Here is a 19,652-nt window from a genome sequence, read left to right as displayed (position 1 = left end):
GAGGAAATAGCGGTCGAGCAGGCGCCGGACCAGCCAGCGCCGCAGGGGGGGAATCAGGCAGAGAAAACCCAGGGCGTCGGTGAAAAAGCCCGGGATCAGCAGCAGTATTGCGCCCAGGGTCAGCAGCACAGCCTCGAGGAGTTCCATGGCCGGGATCTGCCCCTGCGCCATGGCGTGCTGCGCCCGCTGCAGCGCGGCGAACCCCTGCTGGCGCAGCAGCAGCACCCCCAGTACCGCCGTGAATACCACCAGAAACACCGTCGGCAGGGCACCGATCCAGCTGCCCACTTCAATGAGCAGATAGAGCTCCACCAGGGGTATGCCGAGGAACAGCAGCAACGTCAGGACAGGCAGCGCACGCATCCCGGCAACATACCCGCCCCCCGGGGCGAATTGCAATCGACCCGGCATGAGGCGGGAGGCGTCAGGAGAAAAAATCTTGGCCACGGAATCCACGGAACAACACGGAAAAAATGCTGATGGCAAAACCCCTTGTAGGGTACGTCGGCACCAGCGACGCACTGTGGTGCGGGATTTTGGTGCGTCAGGCTGCGCCTCGACGCACCCTACCGGCCCGCCGACATCATGGAGCCTGACTCCATTGATCCGCAACAGAATTCAATCGATAAACCCCGCCCAGTGATCGCCCGGTTTGCGCACTGGGCTTTTACATTAGTATTTTTCCCGTGTTGTTCCGTGGATTCCGTGGCCAAAAGGGTTTTGCCCTTAACGCCTCCCGCCCCACCGCGCCACCGCCCACCCCCTTGACTCCCATCAACTCATCGCTATCATTGGCACTCACTGGAAACGAGTGCTAATAATCCACTCGGCCGACTCTGGTCTTCAAACGACCCCAAGCTCAGCCATATCGAAGGAGAATGCTGAATGAAAATTCGTCCGTTGCATGATCGTGTGATCATCAAGCGCATGGAGGAAGAACGCACATCCCCCGGTGGGATCGTGATTCCGGACTCCGCCACCGAAAAGCCGATCCGCGGTGAGGTTCTCGCTGTCGGCAAGGGTAAGATCCAGGACGATGGCAGCGTCCGCGCCCTTGACGTGAAGGTCGGCGACAAGGTGCTGTTCGGTAAGTACAGCGGTACCGAGGTCAAGGTGGATGGCGAGGATCTGCTCGTCATGCGCGAAGAAGACATCGTGGCGGTCATCGAAGGCTGAGTCCCGGCCGGCCGCAAGACACGCAACCGAATTCAAGAGGATTAACGAATATGTCAGCAAAAGAAGTCAAATTCAGCGACGATGCGCGCCAGCGCATGGTCAAGGGCGTGAACATTCTGGCCAATGCGGTCAAGACCACGCTGGGGCCGAAGGGTCGTAATGTGGTGCTGGAGAGGGCCTTCGGCGCCCCCACCGTCACCAAGGACGGCGTGTCCGTCGCCAAGGAGATCGAACTGAAGGACAAGTTCGAGAACATGGGCGCCCAGATGGTGAAGGAAGTCGCCTCCCAGACCTCCGATGTCGCCGGCGACGGTACCACCACCGCCACCGTGCTGGCCCAGGCCATCCTCCGCGAGGGCATGAAGGCGGTCGCCGCCGGCATGAACCCCATGGACCTCAAGCGCGGCATCGACAAGGCCGTGACCGCCGCCATCGCGGATTTGAAGAAGCTGTCCAAGCCCTGCACCGATACCAAGGCCATCACCCAGGTGGGTACCATCTCCGCCAACTCCGATGAGGCCATCGGCAGCAGCATCGCCGAGGCGATGGAGAAGGTCGGCAAGGAAGGCGTCATCACCGTCGAGGAAGGTTCCGGTCTGGAGAACGAGCTGGACGTGGTCGAGGGTATGCAGTTCGATCGCGGCTATCTGTCGCCGTACTTCATCAATAACCAGCAGAACATGTCCTGTGAGCTGGATGATCCGTTCATCCTGATCCACGACAAGAAGATCTCCAACATCCGCGAGATGCTGCCGGTACTCGAGGGTGTCGCCAAGGCTGGTCGTCCGCTGCTGATCATCGCCGAGGACGTCGAAGGCGAGGCGCTGGCCACGCTGGTGGTCAACACCATTCGCGGTATCGTCAAGGTGTCTGCGGTCAAGGCCCCCGGTTTCGGTGACCGCCGCAAGGCCATGCTGCAGGACATCGCCGTCCTGACCGGCGGCCAGGTGATCTCCGAGGAAGTCGGTATGTCGCTGGACAAGGTCACCCTGGAGGATCTGGGTACCGCCAAGAAGATCCAGGTGACCAAGGAAAATACCACCATCATCGATGGCGCCGGTCGCAAGGCCGACATCGAGGCCCGCGTGCAGCAGATCCGCGCCCAGGTCGAGGAGGCCACCTCCGACTATGACAAGGAGAAGCTGCAGGAGCGCGTCGCCAAGCTCGCCGGCGGTGTGGCAGTGATCAAGGTCGGTGCCGCGACCGAGATGGAGATGAAAGAGAAGAAGGCCCGTGTCGAAGACGCCCTGCATGCCACGCGTGCGGCGGTGGAGGAAGGCGTGGTCCCCGGCGGCGGTGTCGCCTTGATCCGTGCCCGTGTCGGCATCGCCAAGCTCAAGGGCGACAACCACGATCAGGACGTCGGTATCGACATCGCGCGCCGTGCGATGGAGGAGCCACTGCGCCAGATCGTCGGCAATGCCGGTGAGGAAGGCTCCGTCATCCTGGCCAAGGTCGAGGACGGCAAGGACAGCTTCGGTTACAACGCCACGACCGGTGAGTTCGGCGACATGGTGAAGATGGGCATCCTGGATCCGACCAAGGTCGTCCGCACCGCGCTGCAGAACGCCGCCTCCGTGGCCGGCCTGATGATCACCACCGAGTGCATGATCGCCGAGCTGCCGGAGAAGGATTCCGCCGGCGCCGGCGCCGGCATGGGCGACATGGGTGGTATGGGCGGTATGGGTGGGATGGGGATGATGTAGGTTTGTAGGTTTCCCGTTCGCTCTTGCGTAAGATAAAGAAGCCCCGGTTCATGCCGGGGTTTTCTTTTTCCTGATACAAGAGGCAAGAGGCAAGAGGCAAGTGAACGGTAAAAAGAAACCCCGCCATGGCGGGGTTCGGTTTTTTTACTTGTCTCCTGTCTCTTGCCTCTTGTCTCTATCAGCATATGAACGCAACGCGTTCATACGCTGATATACATCCACCCCTGCTGCAGCCGCAGGAGGATCTCTTCCAGTGCCGACGGTGTGATGATCGCCTCGGGGACGAGTTGCGGGGTCAGGTGCTGTTCGCGGCGCAGCTGATCCATGGCGGTCTGGCAGGCGAGGAAGGTGAGGTTATCGTACTCACGCTGTAGCGTCCGCACGCGGTCGGCGAACGGCGAGGTATTGGCGAGCAGCAGGTTCAGGCCGCCGGCGTTGGCGACCAGTTCCAGTTCCACGGGCTGCTGCAGCTTGCGGTAGGTAGCCAATAATTTTTCGGCGGTATCCAGCGCCTTTTCCAGCTTCTCGGGGTCCGCGCTGCTGATGTGCAGCAGGATGCGGCGCTCACCTCCCTTGATCGGGGTCTGGGCGAGGTTGGCGGTCTGAAAGGCCTTCTGTTCGTTGATGTACATGGCCTGCAGGGTGGGCTCCTGCTGCTGCGCATTGCCCACCCAGCCGGTCGCGCCGCCGAGGGCGAGCAGCAACGAGGCGGCGATGGCCTGACGCCAGCGCTGTTTCCGGTCGACGCGCGGCCTGCGGCTCGGCGGGGGCGGCGGGATGTCATAGGCGTGCTGCACCAGCTCGCGCAGGCGGCGCAGCTCGCAGGCACGGTGGTTCAGGTCGTCGTCGGCGTTGATGGCGGTGAGGATGCGACTCTTCTCATCGGCATCGAGCTGGTTGTCGACAAAGGCACTCAGATATTCATCGGAGATGTTCCCGTCGGTGGACATCACTTAACCCTCCTGATCCGGTGTACTGTTTCGTCCGGGTCATGTTGGATGAGGTTGGAGTCCAGCAGAGAGACCTTCAGGGTGCGGCGGGCGCGGCACAGGCGACTCATCACGGTTCCGATCGGCACGCCCAGGATGTTGGCGACCTCGATATACGAACAGCCTTCCAGATCCACCAGTGTCAACACCTGGCGCTGACCCAGCGGCAAGGTATCGATAGCCGCACGCACCTGAGTCACGACCTGGTGTTGCTGGTGCTCGTATTCCGGCGTGATCTCGTGCTCGAAGGGGATGTCATCGATGTCCACGGTATCCTTCATGCGGCGGAAGTGGTCCCGCCAGCAGTTGGTCAGGATGCTGAACAGCCAGGTCTCCATGGCGGCAGGATCGCGTAGCTGACCACTTTTTTTGAGTGCCTTCTCCAGGGTCTCCTGGACCAGGTCGTCGGCCAGGGCGGGCTCATGGCACCAGGAGTAGGCCAGGCGGTACAGCCGTACGCGGCTGCCCTCGAGGCGCTGCTTGAATTCCTGGCTCCGGCAGAACAAACTCAACAATTTCATAATTATACCCGATCCTGGCCGTATCTCCGGCCTAGTAAAGACGTGCCGTGTCCGCCGATTATTCCGCAAAGCGGGGACAGGTGCCAGGAGTGAGTGAGGGGCGAGGCGTGAGGGGTAAGGCGTGAGGCGTGAGGCGTAAAAGACAAGCCCTATTTTAGCCACGGAAGCACACGGAAAGACACGGAAAAATAATGATGTAAAGTGCAGGCGCGTAGGGTGCGTCGAGGCGCAGCCTGACGCACCAGGTCCCACGCCACGGTGCGTCGCTGGCGCCGACGCACCCTACACGCCCGACCCCTCGCAGGCGCGGAGCGAGCCGAGAGCCTGCCACGGGAGCACATGAAGTAACGCGGAAAAATGCCCAATGTAAAAAAACCGGCAATCAACCCACTTGCTCACAAGCTGGGCTTTTTCTCATTGAATTTTTCCGTGTCTTTCCGTGTGCTTCCGTGGCCAAAAAAGGTTTGGGGTTTGGGTTTTACGCCTCACGCCTCACGCCTTACCCATCACGCCTCGCCATCAACGTGCGACCCCGCCACGCATCGGCATGGGTGGTGGTGCAGAGGGTTCTTCACCCTCCAGGCTCAGGCCGCTGCTGTTGGCGATGGCGGGTGGCTCGCCGGGAATTTCTTCGCTGAGGTTGATGCGCAGACGCAGGTTGTTCGGTGAGTCGGCGTTGCGCAGTGCCTCCTCGATCGAGATGCGACCGTCCATGTGCAGACGGTACAGCGCGCTGTCGAAGGTCTGCATGCCGATGTTCTCCGACTTCGCCATGACCTCCTTGATCTCGTGCACGTCGCCGCGGCGGATCAGGTCCTGCACCAGCGGTGTGCCCAGCAGAATCTCGATGGCGGCACAGCGCTTGCCTTCGACCGTCGGGATCAGGCGCTGCGAGACGAAGGCGCGGATGTTCAGTGACAGGTCCAGCAGCAGCTGGTTGCGGCGGTCTTCGGGGAAGAAGTTGATGATACGGTCCAGCGCCTGGTTGGCGTTGTTGGCGTGCAGCGTCGAGATGGCCAGGTGACCGGTCTCGGCGAAGGTGATGGCATGTTCCATGGTCTCGCGGTCACGGATCTCACCGATCAGGATCACGTCCGGTGCCTGCCGCAGGGTGTTCTTCAGCGCATCTGCGTAGCTGTCGGTGTCCAGGCCGACCTCGCGCTGGTTGACGATGGATTTCTTGTGATGATGAATGAACTCGACCGGGTCCTCGATGGTGATGATGTGGCCGGCGCTGTTGGTGTTGCGGTAGTCGATCAGTGACGCCAGCGAGGTGGATTTGCCCGAGCCGGTGGCCCCGACGAACAGCACCAGGCCGCGCTTGGCCATGACCACATCGGTGAGCACCGGCAGCAGGCCGAGGTCCTGCCATTGCGGGATCTGGGTCTTGATGTTGCGCACCACCATACCGATGGTGTTGCGCTGCTTGAAGATGTTCACGCGGAAGCGGCCGACGCCCGTCTCGGAGATGGCGAGGTTCATTTCGGGCTTGTGTTCGAACTGCGCGATCTGATCGTCGTCCATCAGCGTGTAGGCGATCTCTTTGATGCGGTCCGGTGTCAGGGTGGCCTTGTCGACGACCTTGAGCTGGCCATGAAACTTCATACAGGCCGGCGCCCCGGTGCTCAGATAAAGGTCCGACGCATCCTTCATCACCATGATCTTCAGAAAATCTTTGAATTCCATCTGGGTTCCCCGTGAGCGTGTCGGTGGCTGCGGTCGGCGGTTCCGTCGGGCGGGACGGGAGCTGCTGGGCAACGGCGCCGGTCCCTAAGGTTTCGGCGCCACCAGGGCGGTCTTGAATCCCGCGGCGACCGGGCTCGCCAAGACACCGCGCGATCCGCGACAATGGTGGCCGGTTGCCTGCGGCGGCCCCGGCGAGCGCCCGTCCCCTGCCCGGAATGGCCACGGAAACACACGGAAGGACACGGAATATGGATGTGCGGCAGGGTTTGTGTTCCGTGTACTTCCGTGTGTTTCCGTGGCCATGGCGTTGCTCAGGGTGGCTACGGAAGTACATGGAATGACACGGAGGGGGGAGTGCGGCCGGTCTTACTTTCCGTGTATTTCCGTGTGCTTCCGTGGCCATAGCGGTTGCGCATCCCGCCAGCGCGGGCCGTGCAGATAGGTACAGTCGGAGAACCCGTTTTGTGAACCAGTCGACAGATGCCGTGACGCGAGACCTGCCTGAGGCACTGTGCGCCCCGGTGCAGCGTCATTGGGACGACTATTGCGTGGCCGCCGCCGAGGCCGGCATCGAGCCGCCGCACAACGCCGACTTCCTGCGCTATCTCGGCCGGGTCTGGGCCGTCAGCGATTTCGTCGCCCTGGCCTGTGTGCGCAACCCGGGACTGATCGGCGAGTTGCTGGCCAGCGGTGATCTGCTGGGCGACTACGCCCGTGGGGAGATGCGGACCAAGGCACAGGCCGCCGTCGCCGCCGTGACGGATGCGGGCGCACTCGGCACCGCCCTGCGGCGCCTGCGCCGGCGCGAGCTGGTACGTATCGCCTGGCGCGACCTGGCCGGCTGGGCGCCGGTCGACGAGGTCCTCGAGGACCTGTCGGCGCTGGCCGATGCCTGCGTGCAGGTGGCGCTGGAGCGGCTGCATGCCTGGCAGTGCCGTGTTTATGGTACGCCCCGGACCGCCACCGGGCGCCCGCAGGGGCTGGTGGTGCTCGGCATGGGCAAGCTGGGTGCGCGCGAGCTCAACTTCTCGTCCGACATCGATCTCATCTTCGCCTATCCCGAGGCGGGCCCGGGACCCGGTCGGCGCCGCGGCCGGCCGCAGCTTGGCGATGAGGAATTCTTCAACCTTCTGGCCCGCGACCTCATCCAGGTGCTGGACGACCTGACGCCGGAGGGTTTCGTCTATCGGGTCGACATGCGTCTGCGCCCCTTCGGCGACAGCGGGCCGTTGGCCATGAGCTTCGCGGCGCTGGAGGACTACTACCAGTCGCAGGGCCGCGAATGGGAGCGCTACGCCATGGTCAAGGCGCGGCCGGTCGCCGGTGACGCGCAGGACGCGGCGGAGCTGGCGGACCTGCTGCGGCCGTTCGTCTATCGCCGTTATCTGGACTTCGGTGCCTTCGAGCAGCTGCGCGAGATGAAGGCGCTGATCCGCGGCGAGGTGGAGCGTTACGGCCTGCACGACGACATCAAGCTCGGCCCGGGTGGCATCCGCGAGGTGGAGTTCATCGTCCAGGCCTTCCAGCTGGTGCGCGGCGGTCGCGAACCGATTCTGCGCGAGCGTGGCCTGCTGCCGGCGTTGAGGCACCTGGCGGGGCGCGGCCTGCTGCCGGGATTCGCGGTGGAGCGTCTCGCCGCGGCCTACCGTTTCCTGCGGCGGGTGGAGAACCGCCTGCAGGCGTATGCCGACGAGCAGACCCACCACCTGCCCGAGCACGAAACCGGGCGGCTGCGGCTCGCCTTCAGCCTGGGCTTTCCCGACTGGAAGGCATTCCTACGGGCGCTGGACGGGCATCGTCGCTTCGTCGATGGTCAGTTTCAGCAGGTGTTTGCCGCCCCCCAGGCGGTGACCCAGGCGGCCGCCGCCCCGAATGCGGATCTCGAGGCCCTGTGGGCGGGTCATCTGGATGAGGCGGCGGCGCGGCGGCTGCTGACCGGGCGCGGCTGTGAGGACTGCGACGAGGCGCTGCGGCTGCTGACGGCGTTTCAGGACAGCGCCGCCCTGCGGGGCATGGGCAGTCGGGGCCGTGCCCGCCTGGACCGGCTGATGCCGCTGCTGCTGGCGGCGGTAATGGAGACGACGGAGCCGACCCCGACCTTCGCCCGCGTCATGCAGGTGATCGAGTCCATCGCGGGACGCAGCGCCTACCTGGCGCTGTTGGTGGAGCACCCCATGGCCCTGTCGCAGCTGGTCCGGCTGTGCGCGGCCAGCCCCTGGATCGCCGCGCAGCTGGCCCGCCACCCGTTGCTGCTCGACGAGCTGCTGGATCCCCGCCAGCTCTATGCGCCGCTGCGCCGCGCCGATCTGGAGGCCCAGCTCGCGGCGCGGCTGGCGGACGTCGACGCGCTGGATCTGGAACGGCAGATGGATACCCTGCGGCAGTTTCAGCAGGCCGCGGTGATGCGGGTGGCGGCAGCCGACATCGTCGGTGCCACACCGCTGATGGTGGTCAGCGACTACCTCACCGACATCGCCGAGGTGATCCTCGAGCGGGTACTGACCCTGTGCTGGCGGCAGCTGGCGGCGCGCCACGGCGAGCCGGGCCAGCGACGCGGCGGCGCCCACCATCCGACCGGTTTCGCCATTGTCGCCTACGGCAAGCTCGGCGGCATCGAACTGAGTTATGGATCGGACCTGGACCTGGTGTTCATCCACGCCAGTCACGGTAGCGGGCAGGTCACCGACGGGCCGAAGGTGGTGGATAATTCGGTCTTCTTCGTGCGCCTGGGTCAGCGCATCATCCATTTCCTGAATACGCTGACCCCCGCCGGTGTGCTCTACGAGGTGGATATGCGCCTGCGGCCGAGTGGTGCCTCGGGACTGCTGGTCACCAGCCTGGAGGCCTTCCGGGATTATCAGGAGAAGGATGCCTGGACCTGGGAGCACCAGGCCCTGGTGCGGGCCCGCGTGGTCGCCGGCGATGCCGGGCTTGCCGCGGCGTTCGCCGCGGTCCGCCGCGCCGTGCTGCGTCGTCGGCGCGACCCCGACACGTTGCGCGCCGAGGTGTGCGACATGCGCGAACGCATGCGCCAGGAGTTGGTGCGGCACGACCCTGCCCACTTCGACCTCAAACAAGGGGTCGGTGGTATCGCCGATATCGAATTTATGGTGCAATACCACGTCCTGCGGTATGCCCACGCGCACCCCAAGCTGCTGGTCTGGAGTGACAATATCCGCCTGCTGGAGACGCTCGGGGCGGAGGGTCTGCTGGCGCCCGAGGCGACCGTCCTGCTGGCCGACGCCTACCGGGCCTTCCGCAAGCGCGTGCACGAACTGACGCTGCAGGAACTGCCGCCCGTCGTGGATGCCGGGGAATTCGCCGCGCTGCGCGCGCGGGTGGCGGCGCTGTGGCGCGAAATCATGGAATAGATACAAGAAGTAAGAGACAAGGTGCAAGAGAGGCAAGAGGCGAGAGACAAGGTGCAAAAGGCAAGTAGAAAGCGGCGTCCTTCAGGACTTGCCTCTTGCCTCTTGCACGTTGTCTCTCGTCTATTGTCACTGAATTGAAAGAGGAGACGTACGATGTCGATGGCCGACCGTGACGGCGTCATCTGGCTGGACGGGGAGCTGGTGCCCTGGCGTGAGGCCAAGGTGCATGTGCTCACCCATACCCTGCATTACGGCATGGGCGTGTTCGAGGGCGTGCGCGCCTACAAGACCGATGCGGGCACGGCGATCTTTCGTCTCGACGCGCACACCGAGCGGCTGTTCCGCTCGGCGCACATCCTTATGATGCCCATGCCCTGGGACAAGGCGACCCTCAATGCGGCGCAGTGCGCCGTGGTGCGTGAGAATAAGCTGGAATCGGCCTACATCCGGCCGATGTGCTTCTACGGCGCCGAGGGTATGGGCCTGCGCGCCGACAACCTCAAGGTCCACTGCATGATCGCCGCCTGGACCTGGGGCGCCTATCTCGGTGCCGAGAACATGGAGCGCGGTATCCGCATCAAGACCTCTTCGTTCACGCGCCATCACGTGAACATCACCATGTGCAAGGCCAAGGCCAACGGCAACTACATGAACTCGATGCTGGCCCTGCGCGAGGCGCTGTCGGTGGGGTATGACGAGGCCATGCTGCTGGACAACGAGGGCTACGTGGCCGAGGGCTCCGGCGAGAACATCTTCATCGTGCGCAACGGTACGATCTATACGCCGGACCTGACCTCGGCGCTCGACGGCATCACCCGCGATACGATCTTCACGCTGGCCGCCGAGGCCGGCATCCCGGTGAAGGAGAAGCGCATCACCCGCGATGAGGTGTACATCGCCGACGAGGCCTTCTTCACCGGCACCGCTGCCGAGGTCACACCGATCCGCGAAGTCGACGGCCGCGCCATCGGCGCCGGCACGCGCGGCCCGATCACCACGCAGCTGCAGAAGACCTATTTCGATCTGGTGCACGGGCGACATCCCGGACGCCGGGAGTGGCTGACGGTGGTGTAGTTGTTTGGATTCGGGATTCGGGGGTCGGGATTCGGGGGTCGGGATTCAGGATTCAGGATTCAGAGAAAGGAAGGTTGCGGGTTTTGCCGAATCCCGAATCCCGAATCCCATTTTTGGAGAAAACCAATGACCAACCCGAACACCGCCGCGGCTGTGGGCAGCGGCAGATACATCGAACCCAATGCGCAGAACTGCTACGAGGTCACGCGTGCCGACCTGCCGCTGCATTGCCCGATGGACAGCATGAGCCTGTGGAACTCGCATCCACGCGTATATTTGCCTATTGAGGCGACCGGGAAGGCCAGGTGTCCGTATTGCAGTGCGGATTATGTGTTGACGGACAGGGACTAGGTTCTAGGGCCGAGGAAAGGCCGGCCACTGCCTGCTGACTGGATAAAGGAACCTGTGATTTATTCGTCATTGCGAGGGGCGCAGCGACACGGCACCCGCGAGTTTGCGAGCACAGGAACAATCGTAGGGTGCGCCGAGGCGAAGCCTGACGCACCACCAGCGCCGAGGGTATTCGGTGGGTCGCTGCGCCGACGCACCCTACAGGCTGAATAAACCTTAAAAGCTCATTTCAGCCGCGGAAGCGTACGGAAGACGTTGAAAGGCAGCGTGTCAATGCAACAGGTGTTTCATCGCCCCGCGGGCCTCCGTGCGCACTGTTCGAGCACGTCCGTGCTTTTCCGCGTGATTCCGTGGTAGATACGGGTTTTAGGATGAATCACCCGCGAACCTCGGCTCAAGGACCTCGGCCCTTAGATGACCCAACCTAGCACCTCGTCCCTGGCACCTCGTCCCTTAACCATATGGCGCTTCATCGACGGCAAGCCCGGGCATGAGAACCAGAGCGCGGGGCTGGTGCAGGCACTGCGCGTCCTGCGGCCGGTGGAGGTGCACGACCTGCCGGTGCCGGGCGAGATCGCGGCCGTCGGGGCCTGGCTGGCGCGGCGCTTTCCCTGGGGGCGGGCGCTGCCGGCGCCGGATCTCCTGCTCGGCGCGGGGCACGCGACTCACTGGCCACTACTCGCGGCGCGCCGCGCGCGGGGCGGGCGGGCCGTGGTGCTGATGCGGCCGACGCTGCCAGGTGGCTGCTTCGACCTGTGCGTCGTACCGGCGCACGACCGCCCGCGCGCCGCCGGCAACGTACTGGTGACGCGCGGTGTGCTCAACCGGGTGCGGCCGGGCGTGGCCAAGGACCCGCGGCAGGGCCTGATCCTGCTCGGTGGGCCGTCGAAGCATCACGCCTGGTCCACGCCACGACTGGTGGAGCAGGTGCGCACCATCGTCGCCCACGATGCGGCGCGGCGCTGGGTGTTGACGACCTCGCGCCGCACGCCGGCGGAGGTGCTCACTGCGCTGCGCCCACAGGTCGACCCGGAATGTATCGAATTGGTGCCCGGCGAGACCACGGCGCCGGACTGGTTGCCCGCACAGCTCGCCTGGGCCGGCACCGTCTGGGTGAGCGCCGACAGCGTGTCCATGATCTACGAGGCACTGACCTCGGGCGCCGCGGTCGGCCTGCTGGAGGTCCCGGCGCGCGGCCGCGACCGGGTCGTGCGCGGCGTGGAGGCGCTGGTGGCCGAGGGCCTGCTGACGACCTATGCACGCTGGCTGGACGGCACCGAGCTGCGCGCCCCGCGGCAGCCCTTCAATGAGGCGGCGCGCGCCGCGCGCGCGATCCTGGCGCGGTTCTTCGCCGCGGATGCCTACGCCTCGTAGGGTGCGTCGGCGCACGCGACGCACCGTGGCGCGGTGTCCCGGTGCGTCAGGCTGCGCCTCGACGCACCCTACGCAACAGGTAAGAACAAAGATGCCAGTCGACCACGGAAGCACACGGAAATACACGGAAGGCGGGAATACAGCGGTTTTTCATTCCACGCCCTTCCGTGTGGTTCCGTGGCCACTGGCTGGAAGGTGTGCTGGTGTGGTGACGCACCGGCCGGCACGCATGTTCTGCCGCACACGTATCGCCAAACCCCGAATCCCGAGATACCGAATGAATGCAAATCCCGCAGGGTGCGTCAGCGCAGCGACGCACCATCGACACCCGGATCGGCGCGTCAGCCTGCGGCCCGACACGCCCTGCGAGTCTGCCAGTCGGTCACGGAGCCACACGGAAATACACGGAAGGTGGGGATACAGCAGTTTTTCATTCCGTGTCCTTCCGTGTGGTTCCGTGGCCAATCCTTCTTCTGCCCGCGAGCGCATGCCATGCCGCGCCCGCTGACGGTGGTGCAGATGCTGCCGGCCCTGGAGGGTGGCGGCGTGGAGCGTGGTACGCTGGAGGTGGCCGACGCGCTGGTCGCGGCCGGGCACCGCTCCATCGTGATGTCGGCGGGCGGGCAGCTGGTCTCGCGCCTCACCGGTCGCGGCAGCGAGCACGTCACCTGGCCGGTGGACCGCAAGTCGTTGCTGACCCTGCGCCTGGTCGGACGACTGCGCGCGTGGCTGCGCGCGGAGAACGTTGACATCCTGCACGTACGCTCACGCGTGCCGGCCTGGGTCGCCTACCGTGCCTGGAAGCGCATGGATCCGCGCAGTCGCCCACGCCTCGTGACCACGGTGCATGGGCTGTATTCGGTGAGCCGCTACAGCGCCGTCATGACGCGTGGCGAGCGTGTCATCGCCGTCTCCGAGACGGCGCGCCGCTACATCCTCGACAACTATCCCCGGACCGATCCGGCACGCATCGTCGTCATCCCGCGCGGCGCCGATCCGCGGATGTTTCCCTACGGCCACCGGCCGCCACACTCCTGGTCACAGCGCTGGTTCGACGAACACCCCTGTCTGCTCGACCGCTTCGTGCTCACGCTGCCGGGGCGGCTGACGCGCCTCAAGGGACACGAGGATTTCATCGACCTCATCGCCACGCTGGTCGCCAAGGGCATCCAGGTACATGGGCTGATCGTCGGCGGCGAGGACCCACGGCGGCATCGCTATGCCGAGTCGTTGCGCCAGCGCATCGCCAAGCGCGGTGTTGCCGAGCATATTACCTTCACGGGTCAGCGCATGGACATGCGTGAGATCTACGCCAGCTCCAATCTCGTCCTGTCGCTGTCGAGCCAGCCGGAATCCTTCGGTCGCACGGTGCTCGAGGCGCTCAGCATGGGTGTACCCGTCATCGGCTACGAGCACGGTGGGGTCGGCGAGGTGTTGAACCGGGTATTCCCGGAAGGCTGCGTGGTGCCGGGCAACCGCGATCTGCTGGTCGCCAAGGTGCAGGACTTCCTCGGCCGCGCGCGGGTGGTGCCGGAGGGGCAGCCCTATACGCTGCAGCGCATGCTCGATAGTACGCTCGAGCTGTATCAAACACTGGCTGCTGCGCCGTGAGTGGAACCCTGGTCATACAGCCGTTGCCTGGCATTGGCGATATGGTCTGGCATCTGCCGCATATCCACGCGATCGCCCAGCAGACTCCCGAGGCGGCCGTCACGGTGCTGACCAAGGCGCGTGCGCGCGCCGACCACCTGTTTGCCGCGGATCCGCACGTATCCGAAGTGCTATGCCTGGAACGCGATCATGGGGGGCGTCATGCGGGACTGTTCGGTTTCTTGCGACTGGCCAGACAATTGCGTACACACCATTTCGATGCCGTCTGGATACTGCACGATAGCACCCGCTATGCGTTGGCGGCGTGGTTGGCCGGTATTCCGCTGCGTATCGGTTATACGAGCGGTGGCGCGCGTCTGTTACTCAACAGGCCACTGCTGCTGACGGCCGATCAGAAATTATTGCATCCGATCGACAAGGCCGATCTGCTGCTGCACGCACATGGGATGAAGCCGTCAACGGCGCACCTCAGGATCGCGGCGGACGCCAGTACGCATATCCAGTTGCAGTTCGGCACGGTCGCCAGGCCCTGGGTGGCGTTGGGTATAGGCACCAGCGAGCCGTACAAGCAATGGGGCGCACCGCGCTTTGCCGAGCTCGCCGGTGTGCTGGCACAACGCTATGGCATGACGGCATTCCTGATCGGCGGGGACGGGGAGCGGGCGCTGGGTGACGAGATCATCGCACGCGCACAGGTTCAAGGCATGGCGGTACAGAACGCTTTGGGGTTGAGCGTGGCCGATACCATGGCGCTGCTCGCCGACTGCCGGGTCTATGTCGGTAACGATACCGGTTTTCTCAATGTTGCGGCAGCGGTCGGGGTGCCGGCATTTGGTCTGTTCGGTGGCTCGCCGCCACTTACCCACAGCGCCATGATCCACTGTCTGCTGCCGGAAGACGGTTCTGTCCCAAGTTATGGAACACCGTACATGGATCGAATTTCAGTGTCGGGTGTGTTGGGGGCGTTGGCGGATGTGCTGGGTCCTTAGCGGTATTCCCGGTACGATTTTTCCTCGACCAGTGTGGAACCCAGTTTGAGATTGAGCAGGCGTTTGATCTCGGCACGCCGGTCGTTGGTGAGATACACCGCGCGCGCCAATTCGATGAAGCGTTCGCCGAAAGATCGGGTACGCTCCTCGTCGCGAATATCATCCTCTATATCCCAGAGACGTTCGTTTACGGTTTTAAGCTCGGTGTACTCGGTGGTGATGTCCTGGCCGAAGTAGGGCGATGCCTTCCAGGTTTCACGCAACACATCCAACTCGCGGTGGATGTTGGCGAGTTTGTCGGGGTCACGGATACGTTCAGCCTTGATCTCAAGGATGGTCAGTTTGTCCAGGAAATCCCCGACCGGAATTTCGACACGAATGCTCATTTCGAAGCCCCTGTTGAACGATACGCACTATTCTAGCAGAGACTTCGATCGCACGATGTGTGTACGGGCCTATGATATTATGCGCGGGTCTTGAGTGAGGTTGAATTGAAAGGTATGCGAGAGCGGATCCGTGCGGCATTTTTCCAATCCGGTTGGTTGCTACCGGTGCTGTTGCCCCTTACGCAGGTGGGTGGTCGTGCGCTGGCCAACGTGCTCATGCTGGTCTATTTGATCTGGGCGCTGCTGGCGGTCCCGGGCAGTCGCGTGCGGGTGGAGCGGGCACCGCTGCTGTTATTCGTTGCACTGTTGTTGGCGTATCTGCTCAGCGTGCCCGGCGCGGTGGCAGCGCAGTCGGCATTGCACGAATGGGTCAAGTTCGTGCTGCATGCACTGGTATTCTATTTCATGCTGGTCGTATTGCAGCAGCGGCCGGATGCCATGCGCCGGCTGATCGAGGCGCTTGGCATCGTGGGGCTGGCACTGCTGGCGCTGTTGCTGCTGAAACTGGCGGTGAACATGCAGGCGCCGGGATTCCTGGTCACGGCGGATATGAAAGAGGACAACCTACCCTTCCTGCTGCCGTTTTCGCTTTATTATCTGCTGGCACTGCGCACGCCGCGCTGGCGGGTTGGACTCAGCGCGGTGCTGTTGTCGGTCGCGCTGGGCTATATCGTGATGTCCCAGGGGCGGGCCGCACTCGCCGGCCTGCTGGCCGCGCTGCTGGTCTATGGTGTGCTCGTGCTGCGCTGGCGCCGCACCGCCGTGGTGCTGGCCGGCCTGGCGGTGCTCGCCGTTGCGGTCGGTCTGAGCTATGAGACCTTTTTCAGGCAGGCGGGCGGGGGCGATTGGGTCGCGTGGTTGGATCGGTTCACCAGTCTGCGCAGCCAATTGTGGCGACAGGCACTGGCGCATCCGCCGGCCAATGCCCTGCTGGGCGTGGGCATGGCCAACGTCGGTCAGTATGCCGAGGTGGTGATGGTGGAGAACGGTGCCCGCCTCGGCCACCTGCACAACTTCCTGTTCGATGCCTGGTATGAAACCGGACTCCTGGGCCTGGGGGCGCTGTTGATCTTCATCGCGGTGCCGCTGGCGCGCGGTTGGCGCCTCGCCCGCGCCGGCGGTGAAACCGGTGCGCGGGCCGGGCTGTTCCTCGCCTCCGCGACGGCGCTGCTGGTGGCCGGGTTGCTGAGCTTCTCGTACGCCTCGCGCCAGTTCGCGGTGTATCTGCCGATCCAGTTCGCGGCCTTGTGGGTGTTGTCGCAGTTCAATGTCCCGGCAACGCGCGAACCGGCAGGGTGATCCCCGTCGTGAGCGGGTGAGGGGTGGTGGCCACTGTGCCTGAACGACGCCTGCTGATCATCAAGCTCGGTGCCTTGGGCGATGTGGTGGTGGCCACGCCGCACATCGAACGCATCCTGGCCGCCTACCCGGAATATGCGGTGCATCTGCTTACCGCGCCGGCCTTTGCGCCGTTGTTCGCTGCCCACCCACGGCTCGAGGTCAAGGCATTGCCACGCAAGGGGTTGGTGGCGATGTGGCAGGCGCTGACCTGGGTACGGCGCATGCACTTCGCGGCCGTCTACGATCTGCAGGGTTCGGACCGCAGCCGGATGCTGACCTGGCTGTCGGGTGCCCCGCGCCGCGTCGGCATCGGTCCCGCGCTCTGCTATACCCACCGATCCCCACACGATGATCGCAGCGCGCATATCTTTGAACGGCTGAATGCGCTGTTGCTTGGCGCGGGCCTGCCGGCGGCAGAGCCGCATCCGCGTCTTTGGACGGACGCGCGTACCCGGGCCGAGGTCGATCGCTGGTTGCTGGAGCGGCGTCCGGCGGGCCGGCCGCTGGTGCTGATGCACGCGGGATCCAGCGCGCGCTGGCTGTCCAAACGGTGGGAGGAGGCGCGTTTCGCCGAACTCGCGCGGCGTCTCGAGCAGCAGGGATTGGCGGTGGTGTGGCTGGGCGGGGATGAGGAGCGTGGACTCAATCAACGGCTCGCCACCGTCGCCGGTATCGACGCGACGGGTGCCTTCGATATCGCGGCATTGGCCGAACTGGCCACACGGGCGCGCTTTGCAGTGGTCAACGATTCCGGCCCGATGCATGTGCTGTCCACGGCCGCCATCCCCGTGTATGCCTTCTTCGGTCCGACCGACTGGCGGCGCAGTCATGCGGTGGGTCAGGCCGGGCACGTGTTGCGGCAGCCGGTCGAATGCAGCCCCTGCCATCTGCCGGTGTGTCCACCGGCGCAGGCGCATCGCTGTCTGTCCGGGATCACCGTGCAGCAGGTGTTCGAGCGCCTGCAGCGGGACGGGTTGTTAGGGCGCGATTGATGCGCGCCCACCGGTCTGCGCTCAGCCGGGGCCGGTGAGCAGCGTCCGGTACATCTCGCGATAGGCGTCGACCACGACGGGCTCGCTGAAGCGCGCCGACAGCACGGCCGCGCCCCCTGCGGCCAGTTGCCGACCGGCGGCGGTGTCGTCGAGCAGGTTCATGATGGCGGCGGCCAGACGCTCGGGGTCGCTTACCGGCACCAGCAAACCGTTGCTGCCGTCTTCGATCAGTTCCAGCGCACCCAGGGTCGCCGTGGACACGATCGCCCGCCGATGTGCCCAGGCCTCGAGGATGACGTTGCCGAGCGGTTCGTGCCGTGATGGGCAGATGAATACATCGGCGAGTTCGTACCAGGGCGCGGGGTCGTCCTGCCAGCCCGCCCAGACGACGCGCGGGCCGATGCCCAGACGCACGGCCTCGGCCTGCAGCGCGGACCGCAACGGGCCGTCACCGACGATGGCCAGGAACAGCGGACGTTCGCCCACACTGGCAGGCAGCCGGGCGAAGGCCGTGAGCAGATCCTCCATGCCCTTGACCGGATGCAGTCTGCCGACGGTGAGGAGCAGCCGGGCGTCCTCCGGGATCTCGAAGGCCTGGCGCAGCGCCGTGAGTGTCTGCGGCGCGGCCGGTGCTGCCGGCGTGACGAAATTACCGATATGGAAGACGCGCGGCGCGGGCAGGCCGCTGTTGATGAGGTAATCGCAGATGCCGCGGGTGTTGCCTACCCAGGCGTGGGCGTGCCGGTAGCCCTTGAGATGGTAATACCCGCCCAGACGCGCGACGTGTACCGGGCGTCGCCTGGGTGGGAAGCGCGTGAGGCGGGTCGCCCGGCCCATGTAGGTCTGGACGATGTCCGCACCCCCTGTGCGGGCGATGGTGCGGATGCGCCAGGCCGCATACAGGTCCCAGATACCCCGCATGGCGACCGGCGTACGCGCGATCGACGCGGGCAGTGACCGGTCCACGGCGCTGCCCGGCGGATGCAGGGCGTGCACCTCTTCCCCCGCCGCCGCGAGGGCGCCCAGCAGACGCACATAGAAGCGCTCGGCGCCGCCGGAGGCCTTGCTGCCGATGATGTGCAGGCTGCGGGTCATGGTGAGCTCAGTGCACGAGGTCGCGCGGATGAGGGGCCAGGGTAGCCCGGGATGAGGGATAACGAAACCCGAAGCTCACGTCGCCGCAGCCTCGCTGCGCAGTGTTCGGATTTCCTCTGCCACGGCCTCCGCATGCAAGCGCTGCAGATCGTTCCCCGGACTCGTCAGCCAGCGCGCCTGTACACCCCAGGGGTGATAACGCCGCGGCTCTCCGGGGCCGAACAGCGTGAGTGTGGGCGTGCCCACGGCACTGGCGAGGTGGCCGAGGCCGGAGTCGTTGCCGACGAACACGCTGGCGCGGGCGAGCACGGCAGCCGCCTCCAGCAGTCCGGTCCGGCCGGCGAGGTCGACATGCGGCAGCGGACAGTCGCGGACGACCGCACGGCAGCGCTCGGTATCCCCCGGTCCACCGAGCAGGATGAGACCATCGAAGCTGTCGCGCAGCTGTGCGATCAGTGCCCGAAAGCACTCGGCCGGCCAGATCTTCGGTTCCCAGTTCGCGCTGGGGCCGAGGGCGAGCCAACGGTCGCCGGGCAGAGGACGGAGGTGCCGGGTGGCGTTGCGTTCGAGTTCGGGCGTCAGCCAGATGCGTGTCGGTGGGATATCGAGAACGCCGAGCGCGGCGATGACGCCCATGTGCCGTTCGACGGCGTGCGGGCCGCGCGGCCGGCACTGCCACTTGGTGAATCGTCGACGCGCGCGCAGCAGGTACGCGAGGCCGTCGGTGCGCAGGTCGACGATCAGGTCGTAGCGGGTGCGGCGCAACTCGCGCACCAGCTTCAGCGTGCCGCGCCAGCCGGCGCGCTTGTCCTTGAGGACGATGCGGCCGCGATACGGGCAGTGGCTGAATACCTCGCTGGAACGCCGATCCGCGACCAGGTCGATCATCGCCTGCGGATAGCGGCGGTGTAGCGCCTCCAGCACCGGCGTGGTCATGATGGCATCGCCGATGTTGCTCAGCGTGATGACCAGGATACTCTGCACCGCGGC

General features: G+C 65.0%; 17 protein-coding genes. 10 read left to right on the top strand and 7 right to left on the bottom strand.

What is annotated here, in order from left to right; all coding sequences use genetic code 11:
- Positions 1-354: FxsA family protein (locus K8I04_07830; protein ID MBZ0071619.1), on the bottom strand; the 354-nt coding region annotated here is incomplete at its 3' end.
- Between the two features lie 531 nt (positions 355-885).
- Between K8I04_07830 and groES the strand changes: the two genes are divergently transcribed.
- Both groES and groL read left to right on the top strand, forming a co-directional pair.
- A complete protein-coding gene (gene groES, locus K8I04_07825; GenBank protein ID MBZ0071618.1) occupies positions 886-1,176 on the top strand; it encodes a co-chaperone GroES in 291 nt (96 codons plus the stop codon).
- Between the two features lie 50 nt (positions 1,177-1,226).
- On the top strand, positions 1,227-2,882 hold the full coding sequence (gene groL / locus K8I04_07820) for a chaperonin GroEL (protein MBZ0071617.1): 1,656 nt from the start codon (positions 1,227-1,229) through the stop codon (positions 2,880-2,882).
- Between the two features lie 200 nt (positions 2,883-3,082).
- Here the strand turns inward: groL and K8I04_07815 are convergent, their stop codons facing one another.
- The 3 genes from K8I04_07815 to K8I04_07805 form a co-directional block, all read right to left on the bottom strand.
- Entirely contained in the window at positions 3,083-3,832 is a 750-nt protein-coding gene (locus K8I04_07815) for a hypothetical protein (GenBank protein MBZ0071616.1), read from the bottom strand.
- Entirely contained in the window at positions 3,832-4,392 is a 561-nt protein-coding gene (locus tag K8I04_07810) for a sigma-70 family RNA polymerase sigma factor (GenBank protein ID MBZ0071615.1), read from the bottom strand. The genes K8I04_07815 and K8I04_07810 overlap by 1 nt, the downstream gene beginning before the upstream one ends.
- Positions 4,393-4,911: 519 nt before the next feature.
- Complete coding sequence (locus tag K8I04_07805; GenBank protein ID MBZ0071614.1) at positions 4,912-6,078, bottom strand: PilT/PilU family type 4a pilus ATPase; 1,167 nt, start codon at positions 6,076-6,078, stop codon at positions 4,912-4,914.
- Between the two features lie 464 nt (positions 6,079-6,542).
- Here K8I04_07805 and glnE point away from each other — a divergent pair, with 464 nt between their 5' ends.
- The 6 genes from glnE to K8I04_07775 all read left to right on the top strand — a co-directional run bounded on the left by glnE (position 6,543) and on the right by K8I04_07775 (position 14,848).
- The gene (gene glnE / locus K8I04_07800) at positions 6,543-9,449 is read left to right on the top strand and encodes a bifunctional [glutamate--ammonia ligase]-adenylyl-L-tyrosine phosphorylase/[glutamate--ammonia-ligase] adenylyltransferase (protein ID MBZ0071613.1); all 2,907 of its coding nucleotides are present in this window, start codon (positions 6,543-6,545) and stop codon (positions 9,447-9,449) included.
- 153 nt (positions 9,450-9,602) lie between these two features.
- Positions 9,603-10,523 (top strand): branched-chain amino acid transaminase, encoded by a 921-nt coding sequence (locus tag K8I04_07795; GenBank protein ID MBZ0071612.1) that lies wholly within the window; start codon positions 9,603-9,605, stop codon positions 10,521-10,523.
- A gap of 126 nt (positions 10,524-10,649) precedes the next feature.
- Positions 10,650-10,874, top strand: coding sequence for a zinc-finger domain-containing protein (locus K8I04_07790; GenBank protein ID MBZ0071611.1), 225 nt, complete (start codon positions 10,650-10,652; stop codon positions 10,872-10,874).
- Positions 10,875-11,288: 414 nt separating this feature from the next.
- Positions 11,289-12,248 (top strand): mitochondrial fission ELM1 family protein, encoded by a 960-nt coding sequence (locus tag K8I04_07785; GenBank protein MBZ0071610.1) that lies wholly within the window; start codon positions 11,289-11,291, stop codon positions 12,246-12,248.
- Between the two features lie 492 nt (positions 12,249-12,740).
- Positions 12,741-13,859: a glycosyltransferase family 4 protein gene (locus K8I04_07780; protein ID MBZ0071609.1), complete on the top strand. Its 1,119-nt coding sequence runs from the start codon at positions 12,741-12,743 to the stop codon at positions 13,857-13,859.
- Positions 13,856-14,848 (top strand): glycosyltransferase family 9 protein, encoded by a 993-nt coding sequence (locus tag K8I04_07775; GenBank protein ID MBZ0071608.1) that lies wholly within the window; start codon positions 13,856-13,858, stop codon positions 14,846-14,848. Before K8I04_07780 ends, K8I04_07775 begins: the two co-directional genes overlap by 4 nt.
- Here the strand turns inward: K8I04_07775 and K8I04_07770 are convergent.
- Positions 14,845-15,234, bottom strand: a complete 390-nt coding sequence (locus K8I04_07770) for a DUF6165 family protein (GenBank protein ID MBZ0071607.1) — start codon at positions 15,232-15,234, stop codon at positions 14,845-14,847. The genes K8I04_07775 and K8I04_07770 overlap by 4 nt on opposite strands.
- A gap of 114 nt (positions 15,235-15,348) precedes the next feature.
- Between K8I04_07770 and K8I04_07765 the strand changes: the two genes are divergently transcribed.
- Both K8I04_07765 and K8I04_07760 read left to right on the top strand, forming a co-directional pair.
- Positions 15,349-16,533 carry an O-antigen ligase family protein gene (locus K8I04_07765; GenBank protein MBZ0071606.1) on the top strand — a complete coding sequence of 395 codons (1,185 nt, stop codon included), beginning with the start codon at positions 15,349-15,351 and terminating at the stop codon, positions 16,531-16,533.
- 35 nt (positions 16,534-16,568) lie between these two features.
- Positions 16,569-17,567, top strand: coding sequence for a glycosyltransferase family 9 protein (locus tag K8I04_07760; protein MBZ0071605.1), 999 nt, complete (start codon positions 16,569-16,571; stop codon positions 17,565-17,567).
- A 21-nt stretch (positions 17,568-17,588) separates the two neighbouring features.
- On the opposite strand, the gene K8I04_07755 is transcribed toward K8I04_07760, so the two are convergent.
- Together K8I04_07755 and K8I04_07750 are read right to left on the bottom strand one after the other, a co-directional pair.
- Positions 17,589-18,662 (bottom strand): glycosyltransferase, encoded by a 1,074-nt coding sequence (locus tag K8I04_07755; protein MBZ0071604.1) that lies wholly within the window; start codon positions 18,660-18,662, stop codon positions 17,589-17,591.
- Positions 18,663-18,737: 75 nt separating this feature from the next.
- Positions 18,738-19,646 (bottom strand): glycosyltransferase family 9 protein, encoded by a 909-nt coding sequence (locus tag K8I04_07750; GenBank protein ID MBZ0071603.1) that lies wholly within the window; start codon positions 19,644-19,646, stop codon positions 18,738-18,740.
- Positions 19,647-19,652: the final 6 nt, after the last annotated feature.

It is taken from the genome of Gammaproteobacteria bacterium (genome assembly GCA_019911805.1).
Taxonomy (GTDB): domain Bacteria; phylum Pseudomonadota; class Gammaproteobacteria; order Thiohalobacterales; family Thiohalobacteraceae; genus JAHJQQ01.
Note: the sequence above shows the minus strand (reverse complement) of the source record. Positions and strands in the feature narration are given on the sequence as shown.